The organism is Proteus sp. G2675, from assembly GCF_963886535.1.
Lineage (GTDB): Bacteria > Pseudomonadota > Gammaproteobacteria > Enterobacterales > Enterobacteriaceae > Proteus > Proteus mirabilis.
Genome location: NZ_CAWPCB010000035.1, coordinates 412,775 through 426,797, shown reverse-complemented (window position 1 = coordinate 426,797; position 14,023 = coordinate 412,775). Strand labels below are relative to the sequence as shown.

Annotated in this window: 16 protein-coding genes; 7 read left to right on the top strand and 9 right to left on the bottom strand. The window is 34.3% G+C overall.

Annotated features, from left to right (window positions below; genetic code table 11):
- On the top strand, positions 1-621 hold a 621-nt coding region (locus AACQ49_RS11050), incomplete at its 5' end, for a hypothetical protein (RefSeq protein ID WP_161778949.1).
- Between the two features lie 103 nt (positions 622-724).
- Here the strand turns inward: AACQ49_RS11050 and AACQ49_RS11045 are convergent.
- Together AACQ49_RS11045 and AACQ49_RS11040 are read right to left on the bottom strand one after the other, a co-directional pair.
- On the bottom strand, positions 725-1,951 hold the full coding sequence (locus AACQ49_RS11045; RefSeq protein ID WP_161706449.1) for a tyrosine-type recombinase/integrase: 1,227 nt from the start codon (positions 1,949-1,951) through the stop codon (positions 725-727).
- 232 nt (positions 1,952-2,183) lie between these two features.
- Positions 2,184-2,651 (bottom strand): site-specific integrase, encoded by a 468-nt coding sequence (locus tag AACQ49_RS11040; RefSeq protein WP_004248635.1) that lies wholly within the window; start codon positions 2,649-2,651, stop codon positions 2,184-2,186.
- Positions 2,652-3,656: 1,005 nt separating this feature from the next.
- Between AACQ49_RS11040 and AACQ49_RS11035 the strand changes: the two genes are divergently transcribed.
- Positions 3,657-4,337 (top strand): hypothetical protein, encoded by a 681-nt coding sequence (locus tag AACQ49_RS11035; protein ID WP_004248634.1) that lies wholly within the window; start codon positions 3,657-3,659, stop codon positions 4,335-4,337.
- Positions 4,338-4,394: 57 nt separating this feature from the next.
- On the opposite strand, the gene AACQ49_RS11030 is transcribed toward AACQ49_RS11035, so the two are convergent.
- Complete coding sequence (locus AACQ49_RS11030) at positions 4,395-4,811, bottom strand: hypothetical protein (RefSeq protein WP_004248633.1); 417 nt, start codon at positions 4,809-4,811, stop codon at positions 4,395-4,397.
- 108 nt (positions 4,812-4,919) lie between these two features.
- On the opposite strand from AACQ49_RS11030, the gene AACQ49_RS11025 reads away from it, so the two are divergent.
- Positions 4,920-5,309, top strand: a complete 390-nt coding sequence (locus tag AACQ49_RS11025) for a hypothetical protein (protein WP_004248632.1) — start codon at positions 4,920-4,922, stop codon at positions 5,307-5,309.
- A 39-nt stretch (positions 5,310-5,348) separates the two neighbouring features.
- Here the strand turns inward: AACQ49_RS11025 and AACQ49_RS11020 are convergent, their stop codons facing one another.
- Both AACQ49_RS11020 and AACQ49_RS11015 read right to left on the bottom strand, forming a co-directional pair.
- Complete coding sequence (locus AACQ49_RS11020; RefSeq protein WP_004248631.1) at positions 5,349-5,606, bottom strand: PAAR domain-containing protein; 258 nt, start codon at positions 5,604-5,606, stop codon at positions 5,349-5,351.
- A gap of 44 nt (positions 5,607-5,650) precedes the next feature.
- Positions 5,651-6,232: a hypothetical protein gene (locus AACQ49_RS11015; protein WP_004248629.1), complete on the bottom strand. Its 582-nt coding sequence runs from the start codon at positions 6,230-6,232 to the stop codon at positions 5,651-5,653.
- Positions 6,233-6,704: 472 nt separating this feature from the next.
- Between AACQ49_RS11015 and AACQ49_RS18465 the strand changes: the two genes are divergently transcribed.
- Entirely contained in the window at positions 6,705-6,881 is a 177-nt protein-coding gene (locus AACQ49_RS18465) for a phage tail fiber protein (RefSeq protein WP_442958921.1), read from the top strand.
- Between the two features lie 86 nt (positions 6,882-6,967).
- On the opposite strand, the gene AACQ49_RS11010 is transcribed toward AACQ49_RS18465, so the two are convergent.
- The gene (locus AACQ49_RS11010) at positions 6,968-7,663 is read right to left on the bottom strand and encodes a type 1 fimbrial protein (protein ID WP_129623555.1); all 696 of its coding nucleotides are present in this window, start codon (positions 7,661-7,663) and stop codon (positions 6,968-6,970) included.
- A 402-nt stretch (positions 7,664-8,065) separates the two neighbouring features.
- On the opposite strand from AACQ49_RS11010, the gene AACQ49_RS11005 reads away from it, so the two are divergent.
- A complete protein-coding gene (locus AACQ49_RS11005) occupies positions 8,066-8,737 on the top strand; it encodes a DUF7424 family protein (protein ID WP_004248627.1) in 672 nt (223 codons plus the stop codon).
- Positions 8,738-8,927: 190 nt separating this feature from the next.
- Here AACQ49_RS11005 and AACQ49_RS11000 read toward each other — a convergent pair whose 3' ends face one another.
- Together AACQ49_RS11000 and AACQ49_RS10995 are read right to left on the bottom strand one after the other, a co-directional pair.
- Positions 8,928-9,554 carry a GrpB family protein gene (locus tag AACQ49_RS11000; RefSeq protein ID WP_004248626.1) on the bottom strand — a complete coding sequence of 209 codons (627 nt, stop codon included), beginning with the start codon at positions 9,552-9,554 and terminating at the stop codon, positions 8,928-8,930.
- Between the two features lie 154 nt (positions 9,555-9,708).
- Entirely contained in the window at positions 9,709-10,419 is a 711-nt protein-coding gene (locus AACQ49_RS10995) for a fimbrial protein (RefSeq protein WP_004244233.1), read from the bottom strand.
- 431 nt (positions 10,420-10,850) lie between these two features.
- Here AACQ49_RS10995 and AACQ49_RS10990 point away from each other — a divergent pair, with 431 nt between their 5' ends.
- Complete coding sequence (locus AACQ49_RS10990; protein ID WP_004248625.1) at positions 10,851-11,186, top strand: metalloregulator ArsR/SmtB family transcription factor; 336 nt, start codon at positions 10,851-10,853, stop codon at positions 11,184-11,186.
- A 75-nt stretch (positions 11,187-11,261) separates the two neighbouring features.
- The gene (locus AACQ49_RS10985) at positions 11,262-12,551 is read left to right on the top strand and encodes an arsenic transporter (protein ID WP_004248624.1); all 1,290 of its coding nucleotides are present in this window, start codon (positions 11,262-11,264) and stop codon (positions 12,549-12,551) included.
- 130 nt (positions 12,552-12,681) lie between these two features.
- Here AACQ49_RS10985 and AACQ49_RS10980 read toward each other — a convergent pair whose 3' ends face one another.
- The gene (locus tag AACQ49_RS10980) at positions 12,682-13,569 is read right to left on the bottom strand and encodes a PhzF family phenazine biosynthesis protein (RefSeq protein ID WP_004248622.1); all 888 of its coding nucleotides are present in this window, start codon (positions 13,567-13,569) and stop codon (positions 12,682-12,684) included.
- Positions 13,570-14,023: the final 454 nt, after the last annotated feature.

Here is a 14,023-nt window from a genome sequence, read left to right as displayed (position 1 = left end):
TATGGGAAAGAAAATATTCCTGTTTATAATATTGAAGGTTCAAAAGATCCATATGAGAATTATTTATCTAGTGAGGAAAAAATAATTACTTTCGTAACAGATAAAGGCGATTCTCATCAATTTAGTTTATTGGGTGATGTTGGATATTATGGGTATCGAATAGAATTAGATGCTGAGAGAACAGCAAGTTATGCTTCTTATATTTATTCTATTGAAAAAGACCTTATTGCTGAAAATGTACCTAATGATTTAAATGCTGTGTATAGTAAAAAAGATGGTTTTGTGTATGGTCCCTTAGATCATAGATCTGATCAAATAAACGCAGTAGTTAGAACAGCAGACATTACAATGAATTATACTAATGGTATAGTTAAAGGTGTTATTACTGAAAATAACCCACGTATAGGTAATAATGAATTATTTAAAATAGATGGTGATACTAAAAGTTTAGTAATAACACCTACTCAGCATGTATCAAATGGTATTATTCCTAATGATAGAGCAGCAATGGATATTCAATTTGTTAATTCTGCAGAAAATATAGATGATCACAAATATATTTTAGGAACTACAAAAGCGGAATCATGGGTAGGTGTATTAGCAGCAGAAAAACAGAATTAATATTAGAGTGATGTATAGCTATTTAGTTAGTTTTATTTATCAAAAGCCTCTTAGCTGAGGCTTTTTAAAAAATCATAGTCTAGGTTTATATGGATAAAAATAATTATAATTTTTTAAGTAATGAGAGTTTTTCACACCATGTATCAAGCGTTTCTCGTTTTTCTCTCAAATAATCATATCTATCATAATGCTTTTGAGAAACGCCAGGCCTTTTATGGTTTTGCACCATATCTCTTAACTCAGAACTAACCCCCATCTCTCCAGCTAATGTTTTGAATGTTCTTCTCACATCTCTAGGCGTAAATTTCTCAAACTCATTTTTCTTACAAAACTTATTTAATTGTTTTGCATATTCAGATGTTAATAGATGCCCCTCTTTAGTTTCAGCGGGGAAAAGATAATGAGATGTCGGGTATAACAGTTCTTGGACATTCAGGATGTCAATAGCGGGCTGAACCAAGGGGATCACATGATAATCGCCTGTTTTTGAGATGTGAGGTGGAACCGTTAATGTGTTGTTCTTTTTATCCCAATTGTCGCGAGTATTAGCAAGAATTTCCCATGGTCTTTGTCCTCCGGAATAGACACAAAATAGGAAGAGACGTGCATAATCTGAATTGATAGGGCATTCGATGGAGGGCTTATTGAATAGTTCTAATAATAACTTCAGCTCATCCCATGATAAAAATCTATCTAACGCTTTATCTACACCTTTTTGTCTAGGAACCACAGTGACAGGATTTCGTTCCAATCCATAAATAACTCGCTCGTTTATTTTTGCTGGATCATTATCGGCAAATAAACCGAAGTTGAATACCGCATGTAGGTTTGCTCTTACCTTGTTTGAGCCAGCCAAAGCACCTCGGGAGATAAACTCAGAAAGTATTCTTTTTATATGATCTGGTGTAACATCTTTTGCAGGCATAGAGGCATCAATATGCTTACTATCTAAAACCTGATTTAATCTGTTTTGAGTTTTATCATATGAACGCTTGCCTTGCCTCTTCTGCTCTTCAATATAGTCATCAAAGAGCTGTTTTACTGTGGCGTGTTCATATTTAATTTTCTCAGGGGATGATGATTCTGACGCTGCTGTTACTGATTTTACTGCGGCATCTGCTAGTGATAAATTAGGGTAATCACCAAGCGATATAAATTTCTCTTTTCCATCTTTGAAATAGCGATAGACGAAAACTTTTCTTCCAGATGGATATGTTTTTACACCAAGGCGTCCAGTGCCTCTAGTCGCTGATGCTTGCCAAGTATAATACGCAGATTTCTTTGGTTTCAGTCCTCGTATTTTACTATCAGTTAGTAATACGCTAGCCATAACTAATTTCCATTTACGAGTTTTTTGCGGGTCAAGTAACGGGTCAAGTAACGAAGAAATGATATGAAACTAGCTGAAATCATGCAAGGTATATAAATCCTTATAAATCAGAAGGATGAAATCTCATGAAATTATATAAAACTCAATGAAATCAGTATGTAACGCCCTTCTAAGCCGTAGGTCACAGGTTCGAATCCTGTAGGGCGTACCATTTAAAATCAAACACTTACACTCATTTTAAATTCTCTACTTTTCTTAAGTGGGACGTATTTGGGACACAAGTGCCAAAAATACTGTCTATTTGCTTTGCATGTTCAGTTAAATGATTAGGCGCTAGGTGAGCATACCTTCTAACCATATCAACTGATTCCCATCCGCCCATTTCTTGTAATACTGAAAGCGGAACTCCAGACTGAATTAACCAGCTCGCCCATGTGTGGCGCAGATCATGAAAGCGGAAGTTTTCTATTCCTGCTCTTTTTAACGCTGCTCTCCATGCTGTGTTAGAATCAACTCGCATTTTTCTAACGCTTGGCGTTAATGTTCCGTCTGGTCTCTTCTTTGATTCAGTATGAACAAATACCCATTTGTGATGGTTTCCTATTTGCTCCTTAAGAACCTGACAAGCAGTGTCATTTAAAGCTACACTGATGATAATGCATCTCTTGTTATAAATGGCAATAATTTTGACTGTAAACACTTAAAACCCTGCAAAGGGCTGGTTAAGTTTGATAATAATGAATTACAAGAGTTAATAATATATTCTAAAAAATATAGCGAATTAGCGCTCATTGATAATGATAAAAATTATTGTTAATAAAATTAAAAATTCTAAGCTTGTTTTTGTTGAACTCCCCATTGAAGGTAAGGGAACACAGCAGTTTAAATTCAAAACAGCCGACTTAAAATGTGGAGTAGAGCAATAGCAATACCTCATCATTTCATCATTGGCTGAATTTTATTATTTTATGAGTTCAGCCTCTTACTTATCTGCACTATTAAACTAATATCACTATCGTGATAGCTTTCTGTTGATAAAATAGTCATATTATTTCAGATTCAAAATTACGAGATACCATAAGATTACAATCAAGACACTAGACAAATTCTATGCCTGTTATTGGGCATAAAACTATTGCGGCAATTAGGAGGCTAAATATCAATGGTCACGGTCTGAAATGGGAGACTAGTGTAGGGAAGTTAGTCATCGGCAAAGGCAGCGATAGGTATATTGTAATTATTGGTAGTAAAAAGCTCTTCTTATCACTCGATAGTACTCAGGCTGGTTATGGGATTCGGTATTGGTATTTATGCCCTCATTGTTCTAAGAGAAGGGCTGAGCTTTACCTTGGAAATGAGGACTTAGCTTGCAGAGAATGTTGGAAGCTTCATTATGCCAGCCAGAGTGAAAGCAGCATTGACCGATTAAGGCGCAAGGTGCGAGTAGGTCGTGGGGTTATAGCCCTGATGTTAGTAACCTAACCAAGCATGTATATTCTTTCGGTAAACCCAAAGGCATGAGATGGGAGAAATTCAGGGAGAAAGTAGCGGAACAGGCAAGATTAGAGGATTATTACAGGCAGGCGTTTATACCACTTGTCGATAAACTAACGACAAATATTAAGATAGCTAGATTCTGAAACAATATTTGTTTATGAATGATTTCCGTTCAATAGTTAAGCGTGAATTTAACAGAGAAATTTAAATGAAAAAAGAAGGTATAATGGATAAGTTATTAAATATTTCCATGTGGGTTATGTTTTTCTGTGCAGGTATAGCCTTGTTTTTCTATTCCTCAGATATGGTTGCTATAACGTTTTTTGTCTTAGGTTGTTGGGCTCGAATATTCTCAGAAAGACAAGTACTGGTTTATTTTATAAAAACTAAACTTATTATTTGGTCTTGGGGTGTTATTTTTTCTGCTAGTTACTTTTTCGCAGGAAAATATCTAAACTTTCGTTTTCAAATAGAACCTGATTATTTAAATACTTCACCATGGATAGCGTCGATTCTTTTTAGTATCTTATTTGCATTTGTATTACTGGAAATCCTCGTGATTATCGCTTTGTGTTTATCCTTATTTATGGGCAAGAAGGAAATGACATTTAAGTGGGATAAGGTGGTAAAAAAGAAAAGTATAAAAAGTATCGCCTTGACTCTATCTTGTACTTTTTTTGGCATTTTACCATTACTAATTGGAATAACAGGAGAAGAAAACAAAATATTAATGGTGAGTTTAAGAATGGACTCTTACGCGGTGTCTGATTGTGGAAAAATTCAACCTAATGTTTCGTATTTAAGAAAAAATGAAAATTATTGCTATAAGTTCGAACCTTGGTTTGATCTTAGTTACCCTAAAATAATTGAGAGCAAGAAAGGCAATTAACGCTAATCCCTACTTATTGAGTTTAAGCAGAATTAAGGTTACATAATATTATTCTGCTTATCTTAGTTTTCCTGCAATATTTTTGTAGCGCTTCCACGCTGAATAAATATCTTTATCCCACGCTTTACCCGCTTTTGTCTGATAACCAGCCTCATTAATTCGTTCAGCAATAATGCGCCCATTGGTTACACTCTCAGACAGCACAGAGTTAACCACAGAAACAACAGCAGACTCATTATAGGTATACGGTGGGATATCTGCCTTACCAGCAATTAAAGATGCGACAGACGATTCTAGGCGTTCCACCAGCGACAGTATGCGAGCGTCAGGATTACTGTCTGGACGGTTTAACTTCTCTTTGATAGTGGAGACTATCCACGCTGTTTTATCGCTACCAGAGTTCGATACAGCATCATTAAACAGGGTTTGTAGTTCAGCAGGGAGACGAAAGGCAATAAGATTAGATTTACTCATGATAATAGTCCGTTATTAACTCAGTGAGCGCTTATTATATCAGCGTATAACGCTGTTATACATGTTAGGATAAAGTTCAAGACAACTTAGAGAAACGAGATACATTATATGAAAAAAGCTTGGGTTATTCTGTGGGAAGATTATGAAAACTATGATGATTTTGACTTTAAAAATCGAACTGAATCTATCGTTTTAATATTAAAAGGCAATAGCGATTTTTCATATGTCAGCGAGCTGCTTCCCGCTCTATATGTTGCGCAATGCAAAGATGTAGATCAAAAATTTAATTACGCAGTAAGTAATAACGTAGAAAAAAACGAGTTGGGATTAGAAACACAGTTCTCTTTAGTTAGAGGAGAACATTGTTCTCGACGGATGTGGGTCGGGCAAGCTCCGTCGTTAGTGGCGAAACTGGTAGAAAATTTTGAAATGAAAGGTGATCCCCTTAACCCAATTGCCTGTTGGGATGAAATTCGGCCATCAAGTCTCGGTGTTTAGTGGGTTATGAATAGTCAAACGTTTACAAATGTAAATTTTTTAATCTGATGCCGAAAAATATGCATGTTGTATGAAAGTCTGGACTTTCCCATGATTATTGATTCTGTTTTCGCCTGTAACAATTTTTCCAGCTTGCCCACATTTAGGACAAATAGTGGTAGGATCTCCTACTCTAAGCGCCATTTTTTGATGATAACTTACATTTTGAATGGTAGCAATACAAGTAGCACCTGCTGTTGTTTTATCACCATTTATGGCCATAGCCTTACCAAAAATATTCGGTCTTAATTTAGACATAGAATTTTTCCTTATTCTCTAAATTATGTATCCTAGTAAAAAAGTTAGTTATTAACATAGGTTTTTATAGTAATAAAATAACTTAACCCATTTATTTCTAATTCAGGCCATTCGCCCAGAACAGTGACTTCTAATCTATATTGACCATATTCAGATGGAACTGGAGTAATAGTAAATGCATCACTACTACGAACAATATTGTTTCTATGTATAAAGTCCGAAATCAAGTATTCAGACATATCACTATTTACTTTATATAATTTTACTCTGAATATTTCAAAATTATCAATATTCTTTATTGGGCCATTATGAGTGAATATTTCTGTTGGGTAGAAATTTAACTTTGTATTTTTATCTTGAACAACATTTAATATAATATGGGATGATGGAGGTGATACAGGGAATAAATATAATAATTTAGGTGAAAGAATTGGAGTTTTCCAAAAAACAAAGTTAATAGAGTCCCCTTTTTTATACAGTTTTATAGGTATATTAATCGGGTGTCCTTCGGCTATTTTAGGTGACAAGAAAAAATAGGGATCGTTATCTATTGGCTTAACCCATTGATATAGAAGAACCCCAAATCCACCAATCAATAAGCCCAATACAAACAGAATCCTTTTCATATACATAAATCCTTAGATTAAAGAAGCTATATATAATATAGCTTATAGTTTTGGTTATGCTAGCTATATATAAACATTACTCTTTTTTTAACGATGATAGCTTCTCACACTATATATCAAGTGTTTCACGTTTTTCTCTTAAATAATCATATCCGTCATAATGCTTTTGAGAAACGCTTGGTCTTTTGTGATGTTGTACCATATCCTTTAACTCGGAACTAATCCCCATTTCTCCAGCCAATGTGTTAAATGTTCATCTCACATCCCTAGGTATAAATTTCTCAAATTCATTTTTCTTACAAAATTTATTTAATTGGTTAGCATTACCATTTTTCACTTCTAACCCACTCTTCATAGACATGCTCTGGCTAATCTAAAAATGTGCCGGCTTTCGTTTTTTGTGGTTTTGGAAACTCCTTTCTCTTTGCATACATTCTCCATGACGTAGTTTTACTTTTCTCTGTCAACTAAATTGGGCTGTGTTGATAACAGTATTGAAACGCCACTCGACGTTAATAAACAGTCACTTATTTGGAACGACTCTGCAGTTATAGAGGACGGTTCTATTCTCGTGAGAATACGTGAGATAGAAGAAGCACAGAAAGCGGAAAAAATGCAGACAGAAAGAAGAGGAAGAAAGCTAGGATAGCATAAATAACATTCATTCATATTAATATAAAAAGATAATCACAATATAATAAATCTTTATATTGTGATTATCAATTATTCTAAAAATTAGACACCAAAGTTAAAAGTGAGAACAGCCTCCCCGATAAAATCTAAACCATTAGATAAATCTATTCCTTTTTTACTTAATTCATCTTTAGATAAAATAAAGGTACCATTTGAATTACCATGCCTGAAATTTGATTGGAAAACTTCACCTGGAATTAGAGCCAGGGCATTTTTATCAACACCTGATTGTTGTTCTGATGTCCAACCATTAGTTGGCCCTTTGTATAGGACGTTGTTGTAGCTTTTTCCTGTAATTGCAACATCGTTTGCCCGTGAAATAAATGCTGGTTTACCATCGACCGTAGCATCACTCCATATGAAATCAGCCGCTCCAACTGTATTTTCAGGATTTGCTTTATCAACTAAATGAAACCATTCTGACGTATTATTAACACTTAATTCCGTGTCACCATAAGTATCAGACGCAACAAATGTTAAATATGTTTTTGCATCGCATTCAACCGTAACGACATTATGAGCTACAATGCCTGAGTAAGAGTAAATTTTCGATTGAGGGATAAGTGATGGGCTTATTCTTCCATAATCAAAAAGGACATCACTTTGTGTCGCCCCATTAATAGTACAAGTTGGCAGCTTAATATCACCGTTGATTTTTAAGTTAGCTACAGGGGATTTAGCCAATACTGGCGTTGACATTATAGCCAACATAGTGAGGCTAAGTAATACTTTTTTCATAAAATTATTCCTTTTTAGAGGATAAATAACAAAGCAATATTATATAATACACCTTCTGTTTATTTATTTAATGTTAAAAGAATATGTATTTTTAATATGTCTAATTAAGACTTTCTTAAAGTGAATTTATTTTACTATCCGATATTCTTTAAAAGAAAGAATTAAAAATAGAATATTAACTTAGATGTGGTAAGTGTGGGTTTTATATTGATTAAATAAGACGTGTAATTAGATACTCTTATTTTGATGGTTTTATATTGCCATATAAATATAATTAAATTAACAAAATTTAGAACACTTATCTTTAATAAAATCCTCTTCTTTATTTTTTGCTTGCTATAAGCCCTTGTGATGGTTAAATAGAATTGTAAATTTTTGTTTAATTATCATAAGGGCTTTTTGATGAAAAAAATATTTATGGTTGCCGTTATATCTTCCTTATTAGTTGGCTGTAAGGTTGATTTAGAAACGAAAATAAATACAGATAACTTATTGTCTAGTGAGCAAAATATTGTTAAAGGAGATATTAATTTCGAAGTCTCTTCATGTAATGATTTTGAAGACTCAAGGAAAGAGTCTAAATCATTGATAGAATTAAAAAATAAAGTTCCTGAGATTTTCAGAGATGCGGAATATGTTGAATGTTATAAGCAAAAACTTAATTCATTCGCCCATTTCTCAATACCTGTTGGTGTTGGCAAGGTTGAAGACGGCCAAAACACTGTTGATACGGATCTAATGGTCTTCTCTTACAAAGAGATATTGGCGGGGGTTTATGCTTCAGAAGGGGTAATTAAAAGGATCAAGCAAGCAGAAAAAAATTCACATCAAAAGATGGATTTTAGTATCAGCATTATTCTTATACCCGGTAACGTGAAAATGGATAAGGTAGTTGCGTTAGGCGTGACATTTACAGGAGATACATCTAAAAATGATCCAGTATTAATAAGCAGAATTAAATTTGGCAATAAACCACTGACTTTTAAATTATCAGATGTGTCAGTAAACCAATTAATGCAATACGGTATGGTTCCATTCTTAGTAACTCCTGAATATTTCACACTATATAAGTAACAGATATATCATCATATTAAAGCCCTTTAACGGTGAGTTGGGGCTTAATTATGATGAGTAAATAGTTAGTCATTGACAAGTTGGCATTGGAATTAAAATAGTTTTTGGACACCTTAGAAAACCCATAAAGACGGTCTAAAAAATTGATATACAGAACATCAATAACGCACTGTGCACTGATAACGGGTTATTAGTCGCCAATCAATGAGGTAAAAATCTTCTGATAAATTGTACGTACAAGGCTCTGTTTTTTCAGGTTATAATCTTGAGTCGTCTTTACATTATGCTTAGCAAACTGTTTAATCGTCGCATAATTGGCTAAATCATCAGGATGTGTTGTTAACCATTGCTTGAATAATAGGTGGCGCCAATGTTCGGGACAATTTTTTCCAAATACATGTAAGTTAACCATCGGATTACTCAGTTTAAGCATACGGTGCTGATACCATGAAGGTTCACGAATAATGAGTTCATAGCCCAATGCCTCTAATTGGGGAATATAGGACGATTCATCTTTAGGATTTTCTATAATTAAATCGATATCGATTATTGGCTTAGCAGCCAATCCTGCAACCGCAGTAGATCCTATGTGCTCAATTGATAATGCTATATCTGACAATGCATTCTGAATTAACGATTTTTGTTCATTAAATTGTATAAGCCAATTAGGATTATGGGGGACAATTTCAATGTGTATTTGGACCGGTTTCCCTTTAACCCAAGGGTTTTCCGTCGGATCACCTTCTTCAAAAGTGCAAATATCCATTTTTTGTTGTGGTGTAAATTGATCTTTAAACATGACAATATCTAATCCCATAAAATATCAAAATTAACATGTTAGGTAATGATGTTACTATTATCACTTTTACCTAAGAGCTGTAAATCGATAGTTTATTAATATTGACATAAAAAGATAATCACAATACAAAAATTAATTTCATTATATTGTGATTATCAATTATTTTTTAGGTTTAGACACCAAAGTTAAAAGTGAGAACAGCCTCGCCGATAAAATCTAATCCGTTAGAAATATCTATGCCTTTTTTATTTAATGAATCTTTAGATAAAATAAATGCAGAAGATGCTTTCCCTGCTGAAATGCTGGTAGAAAAAATCTGACCTGGCATTAAATCTAAACTATTTTTATCTACATTTTCTTGTTGTTTTGTCGTCCAACCATTAGTGACTTCTTTAACTATAACAGTTTTATTATCTGAAAAACCTACCGTTGCATCATTTGCCCGGCTAATAAATGCGGGTTTTCCGTCTACAGTCACATTGTACCAAACGAATAGTATTCCCCCCACGGAAGTGTCTACCTGGTCTTTATTAACCAGGTGAAATATCCCACTAGCTTTAGTTTTACTGGTTTGATCAAGATCAAGCTGACTGTTTACATAAGTATCAGTGGCTTTAAATGTAAGATAAGTGTTTGCATCGCATTCAATAGTGACGTTAGTCGAGGTTGTATTATGAGGATATATATAATTTGATGATTTAGGGATCAACGATGGACTAATTTTACCTAAATCAAAAATAACATCACTTTGTGTTGCGCCATTAATAGTACAAGTTGGTGGTTTGATATCACCATTGATTTTCAAATTAGCGATAGGCGTTTTAGCCAATACTGGCGTTGATATTACAGTCAGCATAACAAGACTGAGTAATGTTTTTTTCATATAATTATTCCTTTTTATAAAGTAGACAACAAACTAATATACATATGATACACCTTTTATTTATTTAATTAATAATGAGTAAGTATATATTTCTAATTTCTCTAATTAAGACTTTCTTAATTTGATGTTATTTTAATAGTAGGTTTCATTTAAATAATTCAAGTTGAACTTTTTATTTTTAATAGGTTGGATGTGGCAGTGAAATTATGATAAATAACGTATCTTATTTTGATTTTCTTATTTGAACTCTATGATCTTCCTATCAATATTTAATTAAATTAATAATTCATTTAAATAGAACTCGATAATAAGTATTTATTATAGGCATAATAGATAGCGACATTATGCCACAATAATGTATAACTCATATATGATTTGACGTATGTGTTTGATGGGGGTATTTTTAAGCTAAAGATCGTAAAGGGGGATACATGAAACCATTACAACTGTTTAAAATTTTAGGTGATCAAACCAGACTAGACATCGTATTGCTTTTAAAAGCATCTGGTGAGCTATGTGTTTGTGATATCTATACTGCCTTAAATTTATCGCAACCCAAGACATCTCGACACTTAGCTATGCTGAGAGAGTCGGGTCTTTTGCTCGATTCGAAGCAAGGCAAATGGGTTCATTATCGATTATCTCCTGTATTACTACCGTGGGTGAAAAATATTATTGATATAACTTACACCACAGAGAAAAATAGAGTTGCAGATTTACTCAAGATCCTAGAGAAAAAAGAGTCTGGTCATCGTTGTTCTGTGTAAAAAATTTAACTAAATATATTCGAAAAAACATATATGATTAGGTGTGTGTGAATGCACCTTTTAAACGAGGTTGTTATGTTTGTTGCTGCATTAATTTTTGTTTTAACGATCACCTTGGTTATCTGGCAGCCGAAAGGGTTGGGTATTGGTTGCAGTGCAACGGCCGGCGCTATATTGGCACTCCTTTTTGGTGTGATCAGTTTTCAAGATATTCCGACTGTTTGGAACATTGTGTGGAATGCCACAGCGACATTTGTTGCAGTAATTATTATTAGCCTACTTTTAGATGAAAGTGGCTTTTTTGAATGGGCGGCATTACATGTTGCCAAGTGGGGTGGTGGGAAAGGAAGATTACTATTCAGTTATATCGTGCTACTTGGTGCAATGGTTGCTGCTTTATTTGCTAATGATGGTGCAGCATTGATACTAACGCCTATTGTGATTGCGATGTTACTTGCACTTGGTTTCAACAAAGGTACGACATTAGCCTTTGTTATGGCTGCCGGGTTTATCGCAGACACAGCGAGCTTGCCGCTGATTGTTTCGAACCTCGTGAATATCGTTTCTGCGGACTTCTTTAATATTGGATTTACTGAATATGCATCAATTATGGTGCCAGTCGATATTGCGGGAATTGTTGCAACGCTTGTGATGCTACATTGGTTTTTCCGTAAAGATATTCCTAACCAATATGATGTTAAAAAGCTGAGTGAGCCAGCTTTAGCTATTAAGGATATGACTACGTTTAAAGCAGGTTGGCTTGTATTGTTGTTATTGCTCATTGGTTTTTTTATTTTAGAGCCATTAGGCATTCCTGTTAGTGCAATAGCGGCAATTGGTGCTTTAATTCTTTGGGTAATTGCAGCCAAAGGCCGTACGATTAATACTAAAAAAGTGTTGCGTGGCGCACCGTGGCAAATCGTCATTTTCTCTTTAGGTATGTACTTGGTTGTTTATGGTTTAAGAAATGCAGGATTAACTAATTATCTTTCTGAAATACTTAATTACCTTGCTGATAAAGGGTTATGGATAGCAACAATTGGTACGGGATTTATTACCGCCTTTTTATCATCAATAATGAATAATATGCCAACGGTATTAATTGGTGCTCTATCCATTGAAGGAAGTGACGCGACAGGGGTAATTCAACAAGCGATGATTTATGCCAATGTGATTGGTGCTGATTTGGGGCCAAAAATTACACCAATAGGTAGCTTGGCAACATTATTGTGGCTACATGTTTTATCACAAAAAAATATGACGATCACATGGGGATATTATTTCAAAACAGGGATCATCATGACTATCCCTGTGCTCATTGTTACACTCGTTGCTTTAGTGCTTCGGCTTTCACTGTTTAATTAAGAGCAACACAGTGACTATCACCTGTTAAATTGTGACGTTTTGCTCTATCAACTTGTTTTGATTCGTAATTGTGGCGTTGCCAAATGATAAATAATCATCGGTTCAACGCCACTTATTAAATATAGTATTTTTAGATCTCAATTATTTTTGTACCAATCAATGTCGCTTTTCCACCAACTTGAACGCGAGTGACGTTTTTTGCTGTCGAATCAATAAATACGTCAATTAAAGAAGAGCATTGCATTGCTCTACCTTGTTCGAACAAAAATTGCCTTTTGTTTGGCAAAAGGTGATGAACAAGATAACACCCTAAAGCACCGCTCGAGCTACCTGTGGCTGATTCTTCGTTAATGCCATAGCGTGGTGCAAAGTTTCGGCAGTGGGCAGTAATATTTTGATCATGACTAAGTTCAAAGACATGAAAGCCGATAGTATCAAATTTATGGCTTAAAGCAGCGATAGCTTGATAGTCAGGCTGTAAGGCATCTAAATAGCCAAATTGTACGGGAACAAAAATATCGTTTAATCCTGTTGAGACAATCTCTATTGGTAAATCTGTCTTTTCTATCACTTCAGGTAGAATGCCCAGCGCCTTTGCGACATCGTTAACACAAGGCCCCTTACGGGTAATAGGAAGCGTTTGTTCCATCACAATATTATCGTGATTAATGGTAACGGTTAAAATTCCTGCCTTGGTTTTTTGGCTATAATCGCCAGGTTTGAGTAACTTAAGCGATGACAGAGTGAAAAAAACCGCTAATGTTGCATGCCCACAAAAATCAACTTCTCCTTCAGCAGTAAAAAAATCTACTTTAAAATCAGTGTCATCACCCGAATAGACAAATGCCGTTTCAGAAAATCCAACTTGTTGAGCAATGGCGATTTTTTGTTCTGTCGTTAGCTTGGGAGGATTGAGAACGACTCCGGCAGGGTTGCCACCGCAATGATCACGAGTAAATGAGTTTACCAAGTATACCTTGATACTGTTTTTCATTGATTGTGCGACTTGATTTTGCATTTACTCACCGTGTTTGAGGCTAACCGATTGATTTATAGTTGTTAAATAATGGGATAGCAGTACTTAATAGATAATTAATTTTGATGATGGGTAGGGCGTTATTTTTTAAGCAATTTGAATTATATAAATATCTAGTCTGAAAGAACAACACACTATTGAAATAAGCATCAATACGCATCTCTAAAATAGAGGAAAAGATTAACATTATTCCAACGTTATTTATCTGCCTGAATGTTCTTTGATCAAAAAGTGCGTTAATAGATGAAATTATATTAACACCGCTATGATAAAAAACGCCATGATAATAGCTTTTTTAGTGAAAAATTTTGTATCAATGGTTATTTTTCTATCAGTTATTATGAACTTGATTTATATAAACCTAATGAAAATATTAAAATTTTTATTAAAAAAATTATTTTAATCCAATAATGCCTTAAATATTAACATCTTGAAT